General features: G+C 72.0%; 19 protein-coding genes. 15 read left to right on the plus strand and 4 right to left on the minus strand.

The window, feature by feature from the left end:
* The first annotated feature begins 146 nt into the window (after positions 1 to 146).
* The 3 genes from ACGFR9_RS16035 (at position 147) to ACGFR9_RS16045 (ending at position 4,028) form a co-directional block, all read left to right on the plus strand.
* On the plus strand, positions 147 to 1,340 hold the full coding sequence (locus ACGFR9_RS16035) for an argininosuccinate synthase (RefSeq protein WP_393208101.1): 1,194 nt from the start codon (positions 147 to 149) through the stop codon (positions 1,338 to 1,340).
* A 112-nt stretch (positions 1,341 to 1,452) separates the two neighbouring features.
* On the plus strand, positions 1,453 to 2,886 hold the full coding sequence (argH, locus tag ACGFR9_RS16040) for an argininosuccinate lyase (RefSeq protein ID WP_393208104.1): 1,434 nt from the start codon (positions 1,453 to 1,455) through the stop codon (positions 2,884 to 2,886).
* A gap of 170 nt (positions 2,887 to 3,056) precedes the next feature.
* Entirely contained in the window at positions 3,057 to 4,028 is a 972-nt protein-coding gene (locus ACGFR9_RS16045) for an aldo/keto reductase (protein WP_393208107.1), read from the plus strand.
* 201 nt (positions 4,029 to 4,229) lie between these two features.
* On the opposite strand, the gene ACGFR9_RS16050 is transcribed toward ACGFR9_RS16045, so the two are convergent.
* Complete coding sequence (locus ACGFR9_RS16050; RefSeq protein ID WP_393208110.1) at positions 4,230 to 4,904, minus strand: lysophospholipid acyltransferase family protein; 675 nt, start codon at positions 4,902 to 4,904, stop codon at positions 4,230 to 4,232.
* 373 nt (positions 4,905 to 5,277) lie between these two features.
* Here ACGFR9_RS16050 and ACGFR9_RS16055 point away from each other — a divergent pair, with 373 nt between their 5' ends.
* The 3 genes from ACGFR9_RS16055 (at position 5,278) to ACGFR9_RS16065 (ending at position 7,601) form a co-directional block, all read left to right on the plus strand.
* Positions 5,278 to 6,459, plus strand: a complete 1,182-nt coding sequence (locus ACGFR9_RS16055) for a glycerophosphodiester phosphodiesterase (RefSeq protein ID WP_393208113.1) — start codon at positions 5,278 to 5,280, stop codon at positions 6,457 to 6,459.
* A gap of 74 nt (positions 6,460 to 6,533) precedes the next feature.
* Complete coding sequence (locus ACGFR9_RS16060; protein ID WP_393208116.1) at positions 6,534 to 7,046, plus strand: sigma-70 family RNA polymerase sigma factor; 513 nt, start codon at positions 6,534 to 6,536, stop codon at positions 7,044 to 7,046.
* Positions 7,047 to 7,103: 57 nt separating this feature from the next.
* Complete coding sequence (locus ACGFR9_RS16065) at positions 7,104 to 7,601, plus strand: GNAT family N-acetyltransferase (protein ID WP_393208563.1); 498 nt, start codon at positions 7,104 to 7,106, stop codon at positions 7,599 to 7,601.
* Here ACGFR9_RS16065 and ACGFR9_RS16070 read toward each other — a convergent pair whose 3' ends face one another.
* Positions 7,602 to 8,033, minus strand: a complete 432-nt coding sequence (locus ACGFR9_RS16070; protein ID WP_393208119.1) for a hypothetical protein — start codon at positions 8,031 to 8,033, stop codon at positions 7,602 to 7,604. It lies immediately after the preceding gene.
* 1 nt (position 8,034) lies between these two features.
* Positions 8,035 to 8,394, minus strand: a complete 360-nt coding sequence (locus tag ACGFR9_RS16075) for a hypothetical protein (protein ID WP_393208122.1) — start codon at positions 8,392 to 8,394, stop codon at positions 8,035 to 8,037.
* A gap of 107 nt (positions 8,395 to 8,501) precedes the next feature.
* On the opposite strand from ACGFR9_RS16075, the gene ACGFR9_RS16080 reads away from it, so the two are divergent.
* The 9 genes from ACGFR9_RS16080 (at position 8,502) to ACGFR9_RS16120 (ending at position 20,564) form a co-directional block, all read left to right on the plus strand.
* Entirely contained in the window at positions 8,502 to 9,152 is a 651-nt protein-coding gene (locus tag ACGFR9_RS16080; RefSeq protein WP_393208125.1) for an HAD family hydrolase, read from the plus strand.
* 402 nt (positions 9,153 to 9,554) lie between these two features.
* Complete coding sequence (locus ACGFR9_RS16085; RefSeq protein WP_393208128.1) at positions 9,555 to 10,592, plus strand: methionine ABC transporter ATP-binding protein; 1,038 nt, start codon at positions 9,555 to 9,557, stop codon at positions 10,590 to 10,592.
* On the plus strand, positions 10,589 to 11,326 hold the full coding sequence (locus ACGFR9_RS16090) for a methionine ABC transporter permease (RefSeq protein WP_393208131.1): 738 nt from the start codon (positions 10,589 to 10,591) through the stop codon (positions 11,324 to 11,326). The genes ACGFR9_RS16085 and ACGFR9_RS16090 overlap by 4 nt, the downstream gene beginning before the upstream one ends.
* 62 nt (positions 11,327 to 11,388) lie before the next feature.
* The gene (locus ACGFR9_RS16095; RefSeq protein WP_393208134.1) at positions 11,389 to 12,216 is read left to right on the plus strand and encodes a MetQ/NlpA family ABC transporter substrate-binding protein; all 828 of its coding nucleotides are present in this window, start codon (positions 11,389 to 11,391) and stop codon (positions 12,214 to 12,216) included.
* A gap of 133 nt (positions 12,217 to 12,349) precedes the next feature.
* Positions 12,350 to 12,988, plus strand: coding sequence for a GNAT family N-acetyltransferase (locus tag ACGFR9_RS16100; RefSeq protein WP_393208137.1), 639 nt, complete (start codon positions 12,350 to 12,352; stop codon positions 12,986 to 12,988).
* Positions 12,989 to 13,104: 116 nt separating this feature from the next.
* Positions 13,105 to 14,316: a precorrin-6y C5,15-methyltransferase (decarboxylating) subunit CbiE gene (gene cbiE / locus ACGFR9_RS16105; RefSeq protein ID WP_393208140.1), complete on the plus strand. Its 1,212-nt coding sequence runs from the start codon at positions 13,105 to 13,107 to the stop codon at positions 14,314 to 14,316.
* A 369-nt stretch (positions 14,317 to 14,685) separates the two neighbouring features.
* Positions 14,686 to 18,219 (plus strand): nicotinate-nucleotide--dimethylbenzimidazole phosphoribosyltransferase, encoded by a 3,534-nt coding sequence (cobT, locus tag ACGFR9_RS16110; protein WP_393208143.1) that lies wholly within the window; start codon positions 14,686 to 14,688, stop codon positions 18,217 to 18,219.
* Positions 18,220 to 18,511: 292 nt separating this feature from the next.
* Positions 18,512 to 19,744, plus strand: a complete 1,233-nt coding sequence (cobA, locus tag ACGFR9_RS16115; RefSeq protein ID WP_393208146.1) for a uroporphyrinogen-III C-methyltransferase — start codon at positions 18,512 to 18,514, stop codon at positions 19,742 to 19,744.
* 1 nt (position 19,745) lies between these two features.
* Positions 19,746 to 20,564 carry a TrmH family RNA methyltransferase gene (locus ACGFR9_RS16120; RefSeq protein WP_393208149.1) on the plus strand — a complete coding sequence of 273 codons (819 nt, stop codon included), beginning with the start codon at positions 19,746 to 19,748 and terminating at the stop codon, positions 20,562 to 20,564.
* A gap of 28 nt (positions 20,565 to 20,592) precedes the next feature.
* Here ACGFR9_RS16120 and ACGFR9_RS16125 read toward each other — a convergent pair whose 3' ends face one another.
* Positions 20,593 to 21,873, minus strand: a complete 1,281-nt coding sequence (locus ACGFR9_RS16125; protein ID WP_393208152.1) for a serine/threonine-protein kinase — start codon at positions 21,871 to 21,873, stop codon at positions 20,593 to 20,595.
* Positions 21,874 to 21,930: the final 57 nt, after the last annotated feature.

The raw sequence follows: 21,930 nt of genomic DNA on the forward strand, positions 1-21,930 counted from the left end.
GTCCGACGCGGCGCCTGCGTCCGGCGACAAGTACGCGAAAGCGGTTTCCAGCGTTCAAGGGGGGCCGGATCGACGGGCAGATTGACGATTCATGCAGACTGCTGCATACTCATGCATGTCAGCGAATGCACTGTGAGGAGAAACCCGTGACCGAGCGCGTCGTACTCGCCTATTCAGGCGGTCTGGACACCTCCGTCGCCATCGGCTGGATCGCCGAGGAGACGGGCGCCGAGGTCATCGCCGTTGCGGTCGACGTCGGCCAGGGCGGCGAGGACCTGGACGTCATCCGCAAGCGCGCCCTCGCCTGCGGTGCCGTCGAGGCCGAGGTCGCCGACGCCAAGGACGAGTTCGCCGACGAGTACTGCCTCCCGGCGATCAAGGCCAACGCCCTCTACATGGACCGCTACCCGCTGGTCTCCGCGCTGTCCCGGCCGACGATCGTCAAGCACCTCGTCGCCGCCGCGCAGAAGCACGGCGCCACCACCGTCGCCCACGGCTGCACCGGCAAGGGCAACGACCAGGTCCGCTTCGAGGCCGGCATCGTCGCCCTCGCCCCCGACCTGAAGTGCATCGCCCCGGTCCGCGACTACGCCATGACCCGCGACAAGGCCATCGCCTTCTGCGAGGCCAAGGGCCTGCCGATCGCGACCACCAAGAAGTCCCCGTACTCCATCGACCAGAACGTGTTCGGCCGCGCCGTCGAGACGGGCTTCCTCGAGGACATCTGGAACGCCCCGATCGAGGACGTCTACGAGTACACGCAGAACCCCGCCGTGACGCGTGAGCCCGACGAGGTCGTCATCACCTTCAAGGAGGGTGTGCCGGTCGCCATCGACGGCAAGCCCGTCACGGTGCTCCAGGCCATCCAGCAGCTCAACGAGCGCGCCGGCGCCCAGGGCATCGGCCGGATCGACATGGTCGAGGACCGCCTCGTCGGCATCAAGTCCCGCGAGGTGTACGAGGCTCCCGGCGCGATCGCCCTGATCACCGCCCACCAGGAGCTGGAGAACGTCACGGTCGAGCGTGAACTCGCCCGCTACAAGCGGCAGGTCGAGCAGCGCTGGGGCGAACTGGTCTACGACGGCCAGTGGTTCTCCCCGCTCAAGCGCGCCCTGGACGGCTTCATCACCGAGGCCAACCAGCACGTCAACGGCGACATCCGGATGACCCTGCACGGCGGCCGCGCCGTCGTCACCGGCCGGCGCTCGGAGTCGTCCCTGTACGACTTCAACCTGGCGACGTACGACACGGGCGACACGTTCGACCAGGCGGCGGCCAAGGGGTTCATCGACATCTACAGTCTGTCGGCGAAGATTGCCGCGAAGCGGGATCTCGCCTGACGCGTCAGGCTATCGCTGTGGGAGGGGAACCGCGGGCCCGTGTGGCTGGTCGCGCGGTTCCTCGCGCCCCTTCCGGGGCGCTTTTCATCACCCTTCTCGAGGAGCGCAGGTAGTGAGCAGCAACAGTGGTGACGTACGGCTCTGGGGCGGGCGGTTCGCCGACGGGCCCGCCGAGGCTCTGGCGAAGCTGTCCGCGTCCGTCCACTTCGACTGGCGGCTCGCGCCCTACGACATCGCCGGCTCGCGTGCCCACGCCCGTGTGCTGCACTCGGCGGGGCTGCTCACCGAGGACGAGCTGACCCGGATGCTCGCCGGACTCGGCCGGCTCGAAGCGGACGTGGCGTCCGGCGACTTCGTGGGCACCATCGCCGACGAGGACGTCCACACCGCCCTCGAGCGGGGCCTGCTGGAGCGGCTCGGCCCCGACCTCGGCGGCAAGCTGCGCGCCGGCCGGTCCCGCAACGACCAGGTGGCGACCCTCTTCCGCATGTATCTGCGGGACCACGCCCGGCTCGTCGGCGGACTGATCGCCGACCTCCAGGACGCGCTCGTCGGCCTCGCCGAGGCCCACCCGGACGTGGCCATGCCCGGCCGCACCCACCTCCAGCACGCCCAGCCGGTGCTCTTCGCCCACCATGTCCTCGCCCACGTCCAGGCACTGTCCCGGGACGGGGAGCGGCTGCGCCAGTGGGACGAGCGCACGGCGGTGTCCCCGTACGGCTCGGGCGCGCTCGCCGGTTCCTCCCTGGGCCTGGACCCGGAGGCCGTCGCCGAGGACCTCGGCTTCGAGCACGGCAGCGCGGCCAACTCCATCGACGGCACCGCCTCCCGGGACTTCGTCGCCGAGTTCGCCTTCATCACGGCGATGATCGGGATCAACGTCTCCCGGATCGCCGAGGAGATCATCATCTGGAACACGAAGGAGTTCTCCTTCGTCACCCTGCACGACGCCTACTCCACCGGCTCCTCGATCATGCCGCAGAAGAAGAACCCGGACATCGCCGAGCTGGCGCGCGGCAAGTCCGGCCGGCTGATCGGCAATCTGACCGGCCTGATGGCCACGCTCAAGGCACTGCCCCTCGCGTACAACCGCGACCTCCAGGAGGACAAGGAGCCGGTCTTCGACTCCATCGACCAGCTGGAGGTCCTGCTTCCCGCCTTCACCGGCATGATGGCCACGCTCACCGTGCACCGCGAGCGCATGGAGGAACTGGCCCCCGCCGGCTTCTCCCTCGCCACCGACATCGCCGAGTGGCTGGTCAAGCAGGGCGTCCCGTTCCGTGTCGCCCACGAGGTCGCGGGCGAGTGCGTCAAGGCCGCCGAGGCCGAGAACAAGGAACTCGACGAACTCACCGACGACCAGTTCGCCAAGATCTCCGCCCACCTCACCCCGGAGGTCCGCTCGGTCCTCAACGTCCCCGGCGCCCTCGCCTCCCGCGACGGCAGGGGCGGCACCGCCCCGAGCGCGGTCGCGATCCAGCTGGCAGAGGTGAAGGCGAACGTGGCGGCCCAGCACGAGTGGGCGAACGCGAAGAGGCAGAGCTGATCGAACGCCGCTGGGGGCAGCTTCCCAGGGGCACGGGGAACCGCGCGAAGAACCCCAAGGCACCCGCAGTCGCGAAACAACCGCGGTACCCGAGCTCTTGGGCCAAGCCAAGGTCATCGCGGGTTACGTTGGTCGGGAACCGTACCGGACCCGACCGAACGGAGCCCGCGATGCCCTTCGCCCGACTGGCGACAGCGACAACCCCCACCTGCCACATCGGCCTGGGCCTCGCCGCCGTCGGCCGCCCCGGCTACATCAACCTCGGCCGAGACGAAGACCTCGGAGAGAACCGCAGCGTCGAGACGCTGCACACCCGCACGCACGAACTCCTCGACGCCGCCTACGCCCAGGGCGTCCGCTACTTCGACGCCGCCCGCTCCTACGGCCGCTCCGAGGAGTTCCTCGCCGACTGGCTGAAGAAGCGGACCGACGTCGACGACATCGTCATCGGCAGCAAATGGGGCTACACCTACACCGCCGACTGGACCACCGACGCGGACAAGCACGAGGTCAAGGACCACTCCCTCGCGGCGTACGAGCGTCAGCTCGCCGAGTCCGAGGCGCTGCTCGGGGACCGGCTCGACCTCTACCAGATCCACTCGGTGACCCCCGAGAGCCCCGCCCTCACCGACAAGGAACTGCACGCCCGGCTCGCGGAGGCGGCGCGCGGCGGCCTGACCGTCGGCTTCTCGACCAGCGGCCCGGCCCAGGCGGACGCCATCCGAGCCGCCCTCGCCGTCGAGGTCGACGGAGAGCCCCTGTTCCGCACGGTTCAGTCGACGTACAACGCCCTGGAGACCTCCGCGGGCCCCGCGCTCGCCGAGGCCCATGACGCCGGACTGACGGTGATCGTCAAGGAGGGCATGGCCAACGGCCGTCTGGCGGCAGGGAACGCTCCCGAGGCACTGCGGACGGTGGCCGAGGAGACGGGCCAGGGTCCCGACGCGGTGGCCCTCGCGGTGGTCCTGCGCCAACCGTGGGCCGGTGTGGTCCTCTCAGGAGCGGCAACCACTCCCCACCTGGTCTCCAACCTGCACGCCCCGGCGGTGGACCTCACGGAAGCCCATATGGCCCGCCTGTCCACGCTGGCGGAATCCCCCCACACCTACTGGGCACAACGCGGCGAACTGCCCTGGCACTGAGCGGACGGACGTGGGCGACCGTGAACAAGCGGCTCGGTCTGGTTTCCGTGCGGGGCCGGGGAGCAAGCGGCTCGGTCCGGCTTCCGTGCGGGGCAGGGAGCAAGCGGCTGACCACCAACCTCAGGGGCGCGGGGAACCGCGCGACCAGCCACAACGCACCCGCACGCGCGGAACGACCGCACCCCCGCTGCCCAGCGAAAGCTACGCCGCCGCCTTCGCCTTACTGGCGTACATGTCCACATACTCCTGCCCCGACAACCGCATGACCTCGGCCATCACCGAGTCGGTCACCGCCCGCAGCACATACCGGTCCCGGTCCATCCCCTCGTACCGGGAGAACTCCATCGCCTCACCGAACCGCACGGTCACGCGGCCGGGCCGAGGCATCCCCGCCCCGCCCGGCTGCAACTTGTCCGTGCCGATGACGGCGAACGGCACAACCGGCGCGCCCGTCATCAGCGTGAGCCGGGCGATGCCGGTACGGCCCCGGTACAGCCGCCCGTCGGGAGAGCGCGTGCCCTCCGGGTAGATGCCGAAGACCTTGCCCTCGTCCAGAATCCGGCGCCCCGTCATCAGCGCGGCGACCCCGCCCCGGCCGCCGTCCCGGTCGACGGGGACCATGCCGACACCGGTGAAGAACCACGCCATCAGCCGGCCCTTGAGCCCCTTGCCGGTGACGTACTCGTCCTTGCCGATGAACATGACCTGCCGGTCGCAGGTCAGCGGCATGATCACGGAGTCGATGAAGGTGAGATGGTTGCCGGCGAGGATCACCGGACCGTCGCCCGGGATGTTCTCCACACCCTCCACGCGTGTGCGGAACATCAGGCGCATGATCGGACCGAGCACTGCCTTGATGAGCGCGAAGCGGGACAACGTGGCCCTCCGGTGGGGAACGGACGTCGGCGGATGCCGTACGAGTCTGTGCAGGTGAGGACATTACTCGCGGCGCGGGGTGTTGCGCACATCGGGATCGGGGGAGTTCACCGAGGTCTTACTCACTCTTGACCCGGCGCCATTCGCCCGTACCGGGCCTCGCGGCCGCACCCCGCCCGCGTTCCCGCGTCCGTCCGGCCCAACCGGACGAGCCGTCACATCCCCGCCGGAATACGACAGACGTACGTCATACGTATGAGGGGCGTACGCCATGCAACATCATCCGTCTGTTCGGCCCGGGGTCTCCCGTGCGTCATCCGCACACCCCTACGATCGCGGCGCACCGGACGAGCCGACAGCAGGAGGGGTCCTCATGGGAACGCGGGAGTCGAACGAACAGGCGGGCGGAACCGGGCGGCGGGCGCTCCTCGGCGCGGCGGTGCTCGGCGCCGGCGGAACGGTCCTGGCGCTGGGCGGCACGGCGACAGCGGCCGACGCCCGGCACGGGGGCGGTGGTGGCGGCGGCAGGGGACTGAAGGGCCTGCCCGTGCCGACCATCGTCGGGCACCGCGGGGCCAGCGGCTACCGGCCCGAGCACACCCTCGGCTCGTACCGGCTCGCCCTCGACATGGGCGCCGACATCGTCGAAGCCGGTGACCTCGTCCCCACCCGGGACGGCCACCTCGTCTGCCGGCACGAGCCGGAGATCGGCGGCACCACGGACGTCGCCGACCACTCCGAGTTCGCCGGGCGCAGGACCACCAAGACACTGGACGGCGCCGCCGTCACCGGCTGGTTCACCGAGGACTTCACGCTCGCCGAGCTGAAGCGGCTGCGCGCCGTCGAGCGCATCCCGGCCAACCGCCCGCACAACACCCTCTACGACGGGCGCTGGGAGATCCCCACCTTCGAGGAGGTGCTGCGCTGGCAGGACGAGCAGACCCGCAAGCGCGGCAAGCAGGTCTGGATCTACCCCGAGACCAAGCACCCCACCTACTTCCGCGGTCTCGGCCTGGGCCTGGAGGAGCGGGTCGCGAAGATCCTCCGCAGGCACGGCAAGGACCGCCGTAACGCGCCGGTGATCCTGCAGTCGTTCGAGCCCACCAGCATCCAGCGCCTCAACAGGCTCGTGGACAACCCGCTCGTGGTCCTGCTGTCCGGCGCGAGCAGCCGCCCCTGGGACTTCGTCGAGTCCGGTGACCCGCGCACCGTCGCCGACCTCATCACCCCCCAGGGGCTCAAGGAGATCGCCTCCTACGCCCAGGGCATCGGGCCCACCCTCGACCTGGTCATCCCGCGCGACGCCGCCGGCCGGCTCACCGAGCCGACGACCCTGGTCCGCGACGCGCACCGGGCGGGTCTGATCCTGCACCCCTACACCATGCGCAACGAGAACCCCTTCCTGCCCGCCGAGTTCCGCAAGGGCAGCGACCCCGACGCGTACGGCGACGTCCTCGGCGCCTACCGGGCCTACTTCGCCACCGGCATCGACGGTGTCTTCACCGACAACCCGGACACCGGACTGCTGGCCCGCGAGGACTTCGTCAACGGCTGACCCGCTCCCCCCGCCAGGGGTGATTTCCGGCCGCTCCGGGCAACCGTGCCCGGGGCGGCCGAGTCGTTGCGCGTATGGGACACGAGCCGGTGACGGCGTATGAACTGATCGCCTCCCTCGGTCCGCTGCTCGCCGCGGAGGCCGCCGCCGAGACGCCCGGCACCGGGGCCGAATCGGCGGACCTGGAACAGGCGGTGTGGCTCCGTCTCCTGGAGCGCCTCGCCGCGGGCGGCCCGCCGCCCGACCCGCCGGACTGGCTCCGCCGGGCCGTGCGCACCGAGGCCCGCCGCGCCCGTCGTACCGCCCGCCACGAGACGGCACCGGCCGGCGACCCCGCCGATCCCGGCCGGCACGATCCCGAGGGCCTGGCGCTCGCCGCCGCCCGCCGCCGCGCCCTGCGGGAAGCCGTACGACGGCTGCCCGGCCGCTGCCCCCGGCTGCTGGAGGCGCTGCTGTCCCCGCGCGACCCGACATACCGGGAGATCGCGGGGGAGTTGGGTATCTCACAGGGCAGCCTCGGACCGGAACGTTCCAGATGCCTGGGATGTCTGCGGCGATTGCTCACAGGGGAGGTTGCGGCGCGTTGAGGACGGGGATAGGAGTGAGGGACAACAGGTGATCAGGTGAGCGGGAGGCGTGCGCACATGGGCATGAGCGTGACCATCTCTGCGGCGGCCGAGCAGGACGCGGAGCAGATCTTCAGGGTGCAGTACCTGTGCTTCCAGAGCGAGGCGGCCCTCTACGGCAACTACCGCATCGATCCGCTCGTCCAGACCCTCGACTCGGTCCGGGCGGAGGTCGCCGCCGACTGTGTCTTCGTGGCCCGCCTCGGCGACGAGATCGTCGGCTCGGTGCACGGCAGGATCACCGACGAGGGCGCCGCCGCGATCGGCAAGCTCTGCGTCCACCCCCGCCTCCAGGGGCACGGCATCGGCGCGCGCCTCCTCCGGGCCGCCGAGTCCGCGCGCGCCGGCGCGCGCGGCGCCCGGATGTTCCGGCTGCACGCCGGACATCGCAGCGAGAGCAATCTGCGGCTCTACAGCAAGGTCGGCTACCAGCGGGTGGGCACGTCCCAGGGCGCCGACGGCGTGCCGATGATCGTGCTGGAGAAGCAGGCGCAGGAGTACGCGACGACCGCCTGATCAGGACGCGGGCCGCTGCTCCGAACGTGCCCTGCGCAGCCAGTAGATGGCCGTGAGGGGCAGCAGCACCGGGATGAAGAGGTAGCCCATCCCGTAGTCCGACCACACGGTGGCGTCGGGGAACGCGGACGGTTCCACCAGCGTCCAGGTCCCCACGGTCAGGACGCCCACGAGCTCGGCGGCGCAGCACACCAGCGCCGCCCTGCGGGCCGTCTCCCCGCCGCGCACCAGGGTGTAGGTGATGAAGCCGTAGACCACGCCGGCCGCCGCCGACAGCGAGTAGGCGAGCGGCGCCCGGTCGAACTCGGTGGCGATCTGGTACGCCGAGCGCGACACCGCGCCGACGACCATCACCCCGTAGAGCCACACCAGCAGCAGTCCGGGACCGCCGATCAGCCGGGTCCGGTCCGGCCGGTCCTGCGTCGCGGCCATGTCAGCCTCCCCAGATGTCATGGAGGCGCACCTCGAGCACGGCGAGCACGAGTCCGCTCGCGGCGACCGTCAGCGATCCCCAGCGGGTGCGCTCGCCCAGCGACATGAAGCCGGCCGCGGGTACGCACGCGAACGCGCCGAGCAGATACGCCACGAAGATCGTCGTGCCCTGCTCCGGCTTCTCGCCCCGGGCCAGCTGCACGATCCCGGCGATCAGCTGCACCAGCGACAGCAGGGTGACCACGGCCATCCCGATGAAGTGCCAGTCCTTCGTCGGCTGGTCGCGGTAGGCGGCCCACCCGCACCAGGCGCCGAGCAGCAGCGCGGCGACACCGGTCACCACCATCAGGACATCAAGCATGGCAGTGACCCTATTACGCCGGAAAACCCCCGCCGTCCCCGCCCCCGGACCGGCTCCGCTCGGGCAGGCGCACCGGCACCGTCCGGCGGGACCGTATGGTCGATGGCATGACCATTCATGCGCAGGCCCTGCTGTTCGACAACGACGGAACCCTCGTCTCCTCCCTCGCCTCGGTGAACCGCTGCTGGACCCGGTGGGCGGCCGAGTACGGGATCACGGCCGAGCAGTTCGGGAGCGTCGAGCTGCACGGGCGGCCGGCCGCGGAGATAGCCGCCGATCTGCTGCCCCCCGAGACCGTCGCGGAGGCCGTGGCGCGGATCGAGGACCTGGAGGTGGAGGACGTGCCGGGCGACGGCGTGCATCTGCTGCCCGGGACCCGGGACTTCCTCGCCGCGCTGCCCGCCGAGCGCTGGGCCGTCGTCACCTCCGCCACCCGGCGTCTCGCCGAGGCACGGCTGGGGGCCGTCGGCATCCTGCCCAAGACCCTGATCGCGGCCGATGACATCACCCGGGGCAAGCCCGACCCCGAGCCCTACCTCCTCGCCGCCCGCACCCTCGGCGTCGACCCCGCGCACTGCGTCGTCTTCGAGGACGCTCCCGCCGGGCTCCAGGCCGGCCGCGCCGCCGGTATGACCACCGTGGCCTTGGCCACAACCCACCAGGCCCACGAGCTCACCGCCGACCTCGTCGTGAAGGACCTCTCGGCCCTGTCCGCGCTGGTCACCCACGGGGGAGTGGAGATCTCCGTACGCCCCTGACGTGGGCCGGACGCCGGTCCGCCCCTGTCCACGGCCGTCCAGTATGCGGACAGTCGAGTCCGGTGAGCGTCGAACGTCTGCTTTACTGACCGCATGACCACGACGAGCGACCGCATCCCTGCGACCGAGGCGACCATGACGCCCGGTGCTCGTTGTATGTGTCAGTGCCGAATGTGCGCTTTCTAGAGGGCCCCCGCACCATCTGAGCCTCGCGCCCCGAAGCGAGAGCCGGCTCACGTACGCCCGCATGGGCCGAGCCACGCCCCGCGCGCACGTCTCTCCCCTTGTGACGGGTCCCTCACCGGGCCCGCGAGATCCGTGCGGCCCCGTAGAACTCCGACCCAGAATGCCTCGTGCCCGGCGCCACGACGCGCCGCGCACTCGACAGTGACGGATACCCACGTGATCACCACCTCGGGCCTGACCAAGGTCTACCGCTCACGCGGCCGGGAGGTCACCGCCCTCGACGGCGTCGACCTGCACGTCCGCGAGGGCGAGGTCTACGGCGTCATAGGCCAGTCCGGCGCCGGCAAATCCTCCCTCATCCGCTGCGTCAACCTGCTGGAACGCCCCACCTCGGGCACCGTGACCGTGGCCGGCCAGGACCTCACCGCGCTCGCCGGCCGCGGACCGCGCGCCGGCCGGGAACTGCGGCAGGCGCGCAGTCGTATCGGCATGGTCTTCCAGCACTTCAACCTGCTCTCCTCGCGCACCGTGCAGGACAACGTCGAACTGCCGCTGGAGATCCTCGGAAAGTCGGGGAAGGAACGTTCACGCAAGGCGCTGGAACTGCTCGACCTGGTCGGCCTCGCCGACAAGGCCAAGGCCTACCCCGCCCAGCTCTCCGGCGGCCAGAAGCAGCGCGTCGGCATCGCCCGCGCCCTCGCCGGCGACCCCAAGGTGCTGCTCTCCGACGAGGCCACCAGCGCCCTCGACCCGGAGACCACCCGCTCGATCCTGCACCTCCTGCGCGACCTGAACCGCCAGCTCGGCCTGACCGTCCTGCTCATCACCCACGAGATGGACGTCGTGAAGTCGATCTGCGACTCGGCCGCCCTCATGGAGAACGGCCGCATCACCGAGTCCGGCACGGTCACCGAACTCCTCGCCACCCCGGGCTCCGAACTGGCCGCCGCGCTCTTCCCGGTCGGCGGCGAGCCGACCGGCGACGACCGCACTGTCCTCGACGTCACCTTCCACGGCGAGAGCGCCACCCAGCCGGTCATCTCCCAGCTCTCGCGCACCTACAACATCGACATATCGATCCTCGGCGCGGCCATCGACACCGTCGGCGGCCTCCAGGTCGGCCGGATGCGCATCGAACTGCCCGGCCGCTACGAGGACAACGTCGTCCCCGTCGGCTTCCTGCGCGAACAGGGCCTGCAGATCGACGTCGTGGACCGCGAAGAGCCCGCACGCGTGAAGGAGGGGGCCAAGTGACCTGGTCCGAGATGCAGCCGCTGCTCGAACAGGCCTGTACCGAGACGCTGATCATGGTCGGCTGGTCCACCCTGATCGCCGTCGTCGGCGGCCTCCCGCTCGGCATCCTGCTCGTCCTCACCGACCAGGGCGGACTGCTGCAGAACACCCTGGTGAACAAGGTCATCGGGCAGATCGTGAACATCGGCCGCTCGCTGCCGTTCATCATCCTCATGGTCGCCCTGATGAACTTCACCCGCTGGGTCACCGGCACCACCATCGGCAGCGAGGCGGCGATCGTGCCGCTCGCCATCGGCGGCATCCCCTTCTTCGCCCGCCTCGTCGAGACCGCCGTACGCGAGGTCGACCACGGGCTCGTCGAAGCCGTACAGGCCATGGGCGGCAACACCTGGACGATCGTCCGCAAGGTCCTCGTCCCCGAGGCGCTGCCCTCGCTGATCGCCAGCACCACCACCACGGTCATCGCCCTCATCGGCTACTCGGCCATGGCCGGCACCGTCGGCGGCGGCGGACTCGGCGACCTCGCCGTCCGCTACGGCTACCAGCGTTTCGAGACCGGACTGATGTGGATCACCGTCGCGATCCTCGCCGTGGTCATCTCCCTCATCCAGTTCGCCGGCGACTACGCGGCCCGCGCCCAGCACCGCCGCGGCGGCCGCTCCGGCCCCTCGCCCAGGCTCCGGCTGCTCAAGGGCAAGGAACCCGCGACGGCCGACGTCGGCAAGGTCGCATAACCCACCAAGAACTCCCCGTCCTCCTCATACGGGGCCGCACCACCCAAGGAAAGGCACTTTTCGTGCGTAACACCGCCAAGATCACCACCGCCGTCCTCGCCGCCGGAGCCCTCACCCTCGGACTCTCCGCCTGCGGCTCGGACAAGGACACCGCCTCCGACACCTCCGGCCCGCTGATCGTCGCCGCGAGCCCCGTGCCGCACGCCGAGATCCTCACCTTCGTGAAGGACAACCTCGCCGAGAAGGCCGGCCTCGACCTCGAGGTCAAGGAGTTCACGGACTACGTCACCCCGAACACCGCCACCGAGGACGGCTCGGTCGGCGCCAACTTCTTCCAGACCCAGCCGTACCTCGACGACTTCAACAAGAAGAACGGCACTCACGTCGTGTCCGTCGTCGACGTGCACCTGGAGCCGCTCGGTCTCTACTCGCACAAGGTGAAGAAGACCGGCGAGCTGAAGAACGGCGCGACGATCGCCATCCCGAACGACACCGTCAACGAGGGCCGCGCCCTGCAGCTGCTCGCCACGGGCGGCCTGCTCACCCTCAAGGACGGCGTCGGCACCGCGGCGACCCCCGCCGACATCACCGACAACCCGAAGGACCTGAAGTTCAAGGAGCTGGAGGCGGCCCAGACCCCGCGCTCCCTGGACGACGTCGACGCCGCGGTGGTCAACGGCAACTACGCCATCGAGGCCGACCTCGAGCCCGCCACCGACGCCCTCGTCCTCGAGGCCGCCAAGGGCAACCCGAACAACAACCTCCTCGCCGTCAAGGAGGGCCAGGAGAACGACCCGCGCGTGAAGAAGCTCGCGAAGCTCCTCACCTCGCCCGAGGTCAAGAAGTTCATCGAGGACAAGTACGCCGGTTCCGTCCTCGCCTCCTTCTGATTCCGGCCCGCCGGCCACGCACGGGGTCCACTCCGACACAGGGAGTGGACCCCGTGGTGCGGTCCGGTGCTTTCATGCTGCATGCTGGGCAGTTCAGCAGTACCCGACGGTCTCTCAGGTAACGGAGCGGCGCATGACGAGCACCTTCCCCAGCATCTCCATCAGCACGGAGCGGTTGGTGCTGCGTCCCCTCGACACGGACGACGTTCCCGCCCTCGCCGAGATGATGAACGACGAGCAGATCGCCGCCTGGACGGACGTCCCCCGGCCCTTCACCGAACAGTCCGCCCGCACCTGGATCACCGAGTACGCCCCCGCCGAACGCACCGCCGGCCACGGACTCGACCTCGCCGTCACCGAGTTCCTCACCCAGCGCCTGGTCGGCCTCATCCAGCTCACCCACACCGACTGGCACGTGCGGTCCACCGAACTGTCGTACATCGTCGCCCCCTGGGCACGCGGCGAGGGCTACGCCTCCGAGGCCGCGCTCGCCACCGCCCAGTGGCTCTTCGGCGACCAGAAGTTCGAACGCGTCGAACTGCGCACCGCCGCCGACAACACCGCCTCCCAGCAGGTCGCCCAGAAGATCGGCTGTATCAGCGAAGGCGTGCTGCGCAATGCCTGCATAGCCCACGTCCGCACCGACGACGGCGGCTGGAGCGACGTACGCACCGACTTCATCGTATGGAGCCTGCTGCCCGAGGACATCGAGGGCGCCGACGGACACCTCGCCGACACCGGCGGCTTCACCCAGTACCCGGACTGGAACTGACCTCCGGACCGCACACCGGAGGCACGGTCCATGTCCGCACCAGGTAGTCTCACAAAGCCCGCACCACGACGGGACAGCCGACGACGACCTGCGCAGACCCCAGGAGACTGACGACGATGGCCGACCGGGTCACGGTGATCGGCTGGGACGGTTCGCCGCCTGCCGACGCGGCCCGCGCCGCGCTGGGCGCCGCCACCCTGGTGGCCGGCGCCGCCCACCATCTGGCACTCCCCGAGGTACCCGCCGGCGCCGAACGAATCCGGCTCGGCTCCGTCGCCCTCGCCGCCCGCCGCATCGCCGCCCACCGCGGCACCGCCGTCGTCCTCGCCGACGGCGATCCCGGCTTCTTCGGCGTCGTACGGACCCTGCGCGCACCCGAGTTCGGCCTCGAGGTCGAGGTCGTCCCCGGCGTCTCCTCCGTCGCCTCGGCCTTCGCCCGCGCGGGCATGCCCTGGGACGACGCCCAGGTCGTCGTCGCACACCCGCGCACCCTGCGGCGCGCGGTGAACGTCTGCCGGGCCCACACCAAGGTGGCGGTCCTCACCTCACCCGGCGCCGGACCCGCCGAACTCGGCCTGCTGATGGACGGCGTCCACCGCACCTTCGTCATCTGCGAGGAACTCGGCACCACCCGCGAACGGGTCACCGTCGTCACCTCCGACAAGGCCGCCGACCACACCTGGCGCGACCCCAACATCGTCATCGTCGTCGGCGGCCGGGCCGGCGCCGCCGACTCCGGCGGCTGGCTCGCCGGACGCGACCCCTCCACCGGCCCCCGCGGCTGGTCGCTGCCCGCCGAGGAGTACGGCGGCGACCTCGGCGAGGGAGAGCGGGAACCGCTGCGCGTCTCCCAACTCGCCCGGCTGGGACCGCGCGTCGGTGACCTGGTCTGGGACATCGGCTGCGGCAGCGGTGCCTTCGCCACCGAGGCCGCCCGCGCGGGCGCCGCCGTCATCGCCGTCGACCGCGACCCGGGCGCCTGCGCCCGTACCGACGCCACCGCCCGCCGGTACGGGATCCAGCTGCAGACCGTCCACGGCACCGCCCCGCACATCCTGGAGAACCTCCCCGAACCGGATGTCGTCCGGGTCGGCGGCGGGGGAGCGGCCGTCGTCTCCGCGGTCGCCGACCGCCGCCCGCAGCGCATCGTCACCCACGCCGCCACCCGCGACGGGGCCGAACTCATCGGCAGGAACCTCGCCGAACACGGCTACCAGGTCGAGTGCGCCCTGCTGCAGTCCGTCGAACTCGACACCAGGGCCTGGACGGAGAAGGAGCGGAGCGTCGCGTTCCTGCTCAGCGGGGTGCTGCCCGCCCGCGGCAACTGATCCGATTGCCGTCCCCGTGATCGGATTGTCCGACCACGCGAGGTAGGCTGGCCGATCGTTGTACCGCACCCGGACGCCCGGCGCTTCGTCGGACAATGTCCGGAAAGCGCGCCCGTTTTGGGGTGGGTCGTGGTACGGCATGAACCGGAGGACGCGCAACGTGGCGCAGTCCACAGCGGAACCGTCGCCGATCAAGCTGACGCGACGGCGGTACGGCCGCGACAATGCCAGTGAATGGCTTTGTCGCCTTTTTCGGACGGGCTGTTCGTGCCGCTGGGGACGCACGCTCGTTCTTCAGTGTGGGGCGGTCGGCGCGCCGTTCCGGGTGAGCTGGTCGTAGGAGCACCAACCGATGGGCGAGGGGTACGCATGACCGACACCGGCCAGGTCCCGGGCGAGGGACTGCCGGAGAACGCAGGCATGGTGGAGCAGCCGGGCGTACCCGCGCCCGAGGCGTACACCTACCTCTCCGACAGTCCCGCCGAGGAAGAAGACCTGCTGCTCCCCGGTGCCCAGGGCGCCTGGGGCAACGAAGTCGCCCCGCCCGCGCCCGAGCCGGTCGTCGAGACCGTGCACGAGCCGGGCCCGCACGAGACGGCCGGCCGTGACAGCGGTTCCGTCGACCTCAGCGGGGTCCGGCTCCCCGAGCCGCCGCAGCCGGCGCCTGCCGCGCCGCGCCGCCCGCTGCACCTCGGGCCGCCCATTCCCCACGTCAACGCGGGCCCGGTCCGCTCCCTCGCCGACCGCGGCCCGGCCGACCTGCCGGCCCGCCAGGCGGGTCCGCCGAGCATCGGCCCCGAGTACCTCGACGTCCCGCGCGCGCGGGAGGCGGCGCCGCAGGTTGCCGCGCCCTGGGGGGCGCAGACCGGGGAAACGGTTGTCCCGGCTCCGGTCGCGGAGCCGGCTCCCGTTCCGGCTCCGGACGCGGTGGACGCGGCCCAGGCGGTCGTTGCACGTGTCGCCACGGAGGCGGGGGCGGCGCAGAGCGCGGAGGGGACGGCGGTCGCCGTCGCGGTTCCCGTAGCCGAGCAGGACACCGAGGGCGTCGCCGAGGGCGGGGTCCAGGGGGTTGTTCCGGTTCCGGAGCCGGCCGCTGTGCCGGTCACGCGGCAGAGCCTGCCCGGCGACCCCGTCGCCGAGCCCGCTCAGGCCGCCGAGGCGGTGCTGACGCCCGTGCCCGAGCCGGGACCCGCACCGGTCGCCGAGGCCGTCGCGCCGGAGCCCGCCGAGGTTCCACAGACTCCGCAGGCCGACCCGGTCCCGGTCGCCGTTCCCGGCCACGCCGAGGTCGCCGAGCCGGTGAGCGCGGTGACCGCCGTACCGGCGCCCGTGCAGGCTCCGGTGGCCGAGGTGCCGCAGGACGCTCCCGTACCCGCCGTGGCGGCCGTCGCCGTGGACCAGGTCCAGGAGACCGAGGTGCCGCAGGCCGTCCAGGCGGCCGAACCGGAGCCGGTGGAGCCCGTTCGGGAGCCGGCAGCCGACGTATCCCAGGTCGCCGAGGTGCCCGAGGTCCCCACCGTCCCGGAGCAGGCCACGGAACCCGAGATGGTTCAGGCTGCGCCGGAGCCGGTCGCACCGGAGATCGTCCAGAATCCTGCGCCGGCCCCCGAGGCGCCGGTTCCGGGCGTCGAGGTCCCTGCGCCGGGCGTCGAGGTCCCTGTTCCGAGCGCCGAGGTCCCTGCGCCGGGCATCGAGGTCCCGGTGCCAGGCGTCGAGGTCCCTGTTGCGGCCCCCGAGGTCCTCGTGTCTGGCGTCGAGGTTCCCGTTGCGGCCCCCGAGATCCCCGTGCCGGGCGCCGACACCGCCGTACTGCCCGAGACGGTCGGGGCGGACGTGCCCGAGGTTCCCGCCGTCGAAGCCGACTCCGGCGTCACGGGCGACGCGGCCCCGGTCCAGGGCCCCCAGCAGACCTCCGTCGCCACCCTCCCCGGCACCGTCGCCGCGGAGTCCGAACCGGGTCGGCCCGAGGGGGAGTTCGTCCCCGTGGACGGGACCGTGCCGACCACCCCGCACCTCGCGCCGACCCCGCCCCAGGGCGTGACCGTCCCCGCCGAGGAGCCCCGTGGGACCACCACCGTACCGGCCGCACCGGACCCCGAACTCGCCCAGGACCCCGACGACCTGGACACCCGGGGCGCCGGCGTGGACGCGGCGCCCGCGCAGCCCGCCGGCCCGGCCGCGCCCGGCTACGACGACGCCGAGCGCGAGGCCGTACTCAAGGTCATGCGCGAACGCCGGGACATCCGCAACGGGTTCCGCGGCGACCCCATCCCGCACGAGGTGCTGCTCCGCGTCCTGGAGGCCGCCCACACCGCGCCCTCCGTCGGCCACTCGCAGCCCTGGGACTTCGTCGTCATCCGTTCCGCCGACACCCGGCGCAGCATGCACGAACTGGCCATGCGCCAGCGCGACGCCTACGCCAAGTCCCTCCCCAAGGGCCGGGCGAAGCAGTTCAAGGAACTGAAGATCGAGGCCATCCTCGACACCCCGGTCAACATCGTCGTCACCGCCGACCCGACCCGGGGCGGCCGGCACACCCTGGGCCGGCACACCCAGCCCCAGATGGCGCCGTACTCCTCGGCGCTCGCCGTCGAGAACCTCTGGCTCGCCGCCCGAGCAGAGGGCCTCGGCGTCGGCTGGGTCAGCTTCTTCGACGAGCGCGAGATGGTCCGCGCGCTGGGGCTGCCCGAACACCTCGAGGTCGTCGCCTACCTGTGCGTCGGCTACGTCGACGAGTTCCCGGACGAGCCCGAGCTGATGCAGGCCGGCTGGTCCAAGCGCCGCCCGCTCTCCTGGGTCGTGCACGAGGAGACGTACGGCCGTCGTGCCCTGCCCGGAGAGGACCCCCACGACCTGCTCGCCGAGACCGTCGCACAGATCCGCCCGCTGGACGCCAAGGCGCTCGGCGAGGCGTGGGAGCGGCAGAAGCGCATGACCAAGCCGGCCGGGGCGCTCGGCATGCTGGAGATCATCTCCGCCCAGCTCTCCGGTCTGTCCCGCCAGTGCCCGCCGCCCATCCCGGAACCCGCGGCCGTCGCGATCTTCGCCGGCGACCACGGCGTGCACGCCCAGGGCGTCACCCCCTGGCCGCAGGAGGTCACCGCGCAGATGGTGGCCAACTTCCTCGGCGGGGGAGCGGTCTGCAACGCCTTCGCCGCCCAGGTCGGCGCGGAGGTCTGCGTCGTCGACGTGGGTGTCTCCTCCGACCTCCCGGCCACCCCGGGCCTGCTCCCGCGCAAGGTCCGCGCCGGTACGTCCGACATGACGACCGGACCGGCGATGACCCGCGAGGAGGCCAAGAAGGCCATCGAGGTCGGCATCGAGACCGCCCGTGACCTGGTCGCGGCCGGCAACAAGGCCCTCCTCACCGGCGAGATGGGCATCGCGAACACCACCGCGTCCGCCGCCCTCATCTCCGTCTTCACCGGAGCCGACCCGGCCGAGGTCACCGGCCGCGGCACCGGCATCAACGACGAGACCCTCGCCCGCAAGACCGAGGTCGTGCGCCGTGCCCTGGAACTCCACCAGCCGGACCCGGCCGACCCCATCGGCGTCCTCGCCGCCGTCGGCGGCTTCGAGCACGCCGCCATCGTCGGCCTGCTCCTCGGCGGCGCATCGCTGCGAACGCCGGTGATCCTGGACGGCGTCAGCGCCGGCGCCGCCGCCCTGGTGGCCCGGGCCATCGCCCCCGAGGTCCTGGCCGCCTGCATCGCGGGCCACCGCAGCGCCGAGCCCGGCCACGTCGCCGCCCTCAACAAACTCGGCCTGCGCCCCCTGGTCGACCTCGACCTCCGCCTCGGCGAAGGCACCGGCGCCCTCCTGGCCCTCCCTCTGGTCCAGAGCACGGCCCGAGCCATGCACGAGGTGGCGACCTTCGACTCGGCAGGAGTAACCGAGAAGTAGCCGAACCGGCGCGGACAGCGCCGGGTGCCTGGTCGACGTGCCGGGTGGTTGGGGGCGGTGCCGGGTGCCTGGTCGCCGTCCTGGGTGGTTGGGGGCGGTGCCGGGTGCCTGGTCGCCGTCCTGGGTGGTTGTGGGCAGTCGTTCCGCTGGGGCGGAACGGGTGGGCACAACCACCCCGCAGCCGCCACCCGGCGCCTCCACGCCCACCCACCGGACACCGGACCGCCCAAACCCGGGCCGCCCGTAAACTTCGCACGTCAGGGCCACAAACGCCGCAGGAGGAGCCACCCTCATGGCCGAACACCCCGCCTACCCCGTAGGCCTCCGCCTCACCGGCCGCCACGTGGCCGTACTCGGCGGCGGCCAGGTCGCCCAACGCCGCCTCCCGGCCCTGATCGCCGCCGGCGCCGACATCCACCTCATCTCCCCCGAGGCCACCCCCTCCGTGGAGGCCATGGCGGACGCCAAGGAGATCACCTGGCACCGCCGCCCCTACGCCGAAGGCGACCTCGCCCAGGCCTGGTACGCCCTGATCGCCACCAGCGACCCCGACGCGAACACCCGCGCCTCCGCCGAGGCGGAAGCGAACCGCGTGTGGTGCGTCCGCTCGGATGACGCCGACGCGGCAACGGCATGGACCCCCGCCACCGGCTCCAGCGAAGGCGTCACCGTGGCCGTCCTCACCACGGAGGCCCGCGGCCGGGACCCCCGCCACACCGCCGCCATCCGCGACGCCGTCGTCGAGGGCCTGCGCGACGGCACCCTCGTCGCCCCCCACCACCGCACCCGCGCCACCGGCGTCGCCCTCGTCGGCGGCGGACCCGGCGACCCGGACCTGATCACCGTGCGCGGCCGCCGCCTCCTCGCCGAGGCCGACGTCGTCATCGCCGACCGCCTCGGTCCCCGCGACCTGCTCGCCGAACTCCCGCCGCACGTCCAGGTGATCGACGCGGCGAAGATCCCGTACGGCCGTTTCATGGCCCAGGAGGCCATCAACAACGCGCTGATCGAGCACGCCAGACAGGGCAAGTCCGTGGTCCGCCTCAAGGGCGGCGACCCGTACGTCTTCGGCCGCGGCATGGAGGAACTCCAGGCGCTCGCCGAAGCCGGCATCCCCTGCACCGTCGTCCCCGGCATTTCCAGCTCCATCTCGGTGCCGGGCGCGGCCGGCATCCCCGTCACCCACCGCGGTGTCGCACACGAGTTCACCGTGGTCAGCGGCCATGTCGCCCCCGACGACGAGCGCTCCCTCGTCGACTGGCCGTCCCTGGCGAAGCTGACCGGCACCCTCGTCGTCCTCATGGGCGTCGACAAGATCGGCAGAATCGCCGAGACCCTGGTCGCCCACGGCAAGTCCCCGGACACCCCCGTCGCCCTCGTCCAGGAGGGCACCACCGCCGCCCAGCGCCGGGTCGACGCCACCCTCGCCACCGTCGCCGACACGGTCGCCGCCCAGGAGGTCAAGCCCCCCGCCGTCATCGTCATCGGCGCGGTCGTCGCCGTAGGCCCGGACGGGACCGTCTGACATGGCCGGCATCATCACCGTCGACGACCCCGACGACCCCCGTCTGCACGACTACACCGGCCTCACCGACGTGGAGCTGCGCCGCCGCCGCGAGCCCGCCGAGGGCCTCTTCATCGCCGAGGGCGAGAAGGTCATCAGGCGTGCCGGGGAAGCCGGTTACGCGATGCGGTCCATGCTGCTGTCGGCGAAGTGGGTCGACAGCATGCGCGACGTCATCGACCGCGCCGACGCCCCGGTGTACGTCGTCGAACCCGCCCTCGCCGAACAGGTCACCGGCTACCACGTGCACCGGGGCGCGCTCGCCTCCATGCAGCGCGCCTCCCTGCCCTCGGCGCCGGACGTGCTGCGGACCGCCCGCCGGGTCGTCGTCATGGAGTCGGTCAACGACCACACCAACATCGGCGCGATCTTCCGCTCCGCCGCCGCCCTCGGCATGGACGCCGTCCTGCTCTCGCCCGACTGCGCCGACCCGCTCTACCGCCGCAGCGTCAAGGTCTCCATGGGCGCCGTCTTCTCCGTGCCGTACGCCCGTCTCGACAACTGGCCGCAGGGGCTGGAGGCGGTGCGCGAGGCCGGGTTCGAACTGCTCGCCCTCACCCCCGGCGAGAAGGCCCGGTCCCTGGACGAGGTGGCACCGCACCGTATGGAAAGGGTCGCGCTGATGCTGGGCGCGGAAGGGGCCGGGCTGTCCCGCCGGGCCCTGGCCGCCGCCGACGAACCGGTCCGCATCCCGATGTCGCACGGCGTCGACTCCCTGAACGTCGGAGCCGCCGCGGCGGTCGCCTTCTACGCGGTCGCCACCGGGCGTCCGCAGGAGTAGCGGCCGGACCGGCTCCGCCGGGAAGTGTCTAGCCGGGTCCCTGGCAGCCCTGCACCAGCGCGATACCCAGCGCCACCACCAGCGTCACGACGACGAACACGAACAGCCGCTGTCTGAGCAGCCGCGGGTTGGCCGGCCGCAGGCCCGTCCCCGTCGTCCGGGCCCCCGGACGACGGGCCCCGGCGCCGGAGCGGGTCGTGTTCCGGGAGGCCGGCGTCGGGCGCCCGCCCCTGCGGGACGGCGTACCCCCGCGCGAGGAACTGTCGCGCGCGGCGCCGCCCCGCGAGGCGGGCACACTCCGGCCGCCGCGCCCGGCGGGCGGACCGCCGCTCCTGGGCGCGGGCCCGCGCCCGCGCGGAGGCGGAGTGCCCGGACCGCCCTGACGGCGCTGCGTCCGCTCCGGATAGGTGTCCGCGAGGCGAGCGGTGGACCGCTCCGGCTCGGCATCTCGCGGGGCCGGCGGACGGACGTCGGCGAGCCCCTGCGTCTCCCGCGCCGCGATCTCCTTGAGCCGCAGCGACAGTTGGAGCGTGCTGGGCCGCTCCTCGGGGTCCTTCGCCAGACAGGCGCGGACCAGGGGGGCCAAGGCGTCCGGGACGCCGTGCAGTTGGGCCTCCTCGTGCACCACGCGGTACAGCATCACCTCCGAACTGCCATGCCCGAAGGGAGAGTCGCCCATCGACGCGTACGCGAGCGTGGCGCCCAGCGAGAACACGTCCGTGGCCGGGGTGACCGCCGCGCCGCGCACCTGCTCCGGGGCGAGAAAGCCGGGCGAGCCGACCGCCGTACCGACATGCGTGAGCGTCGACGCGCCGGTCGCCCACGCGATGCCGAAGTCGATGATCCGCGGCCCCTTGGGGGACAGCAGGATGTTGGACGGCTTGAGGTCACGGTGCACCACACCCGCCTCGTGCACGGCGACCAGACCCTCCGAGAGGGCCGCGCCGACGGCGGCGACGTCCGCCGCGACCAGCGGCCCCTCGTCGGCGACCTTGTCGTGCAGCGAGGGCCCCGGCACATACTGCGTGGCGAACCAGGGGCGGTCCGCGTCGAGATCCGCGGCCACCAGCCGGGCCGTGCAGCCGCCCCGGATGCGGCGGGCCGCCGACACCTCACGCGCGAAGCGCGAACGGAACTCCTGGTCCTCGGCCAGATCGGGCCGGATGACCTTCAGCGCGACCCGCTGGCCCTTCTTGTCGGAGCCCAGGTAGACCACGCCCATCCCGCCCGCGCCGAGGCGCCGGTGGAGCCTGAAAGAGCCGACGACGCGCGGGTCCTCGCGCCTCAGGCGCATCATCGCCATGTTCATCCCCGCTGCCCGGTCCTGTGACGTGCCACAGCTTACGTTTCCACGGCCGTCCGTGCG

The sequence above is a fragment of the Streptomyces sp. NPDC048584 genome, from assembly GCF_043199595.1.
GTDB lineage: Bacteria > Actinomycetota > Actinomycetes > Streptomycetales > Streptomycetaceae > Streptomyces > Streptomyces edwardsiae.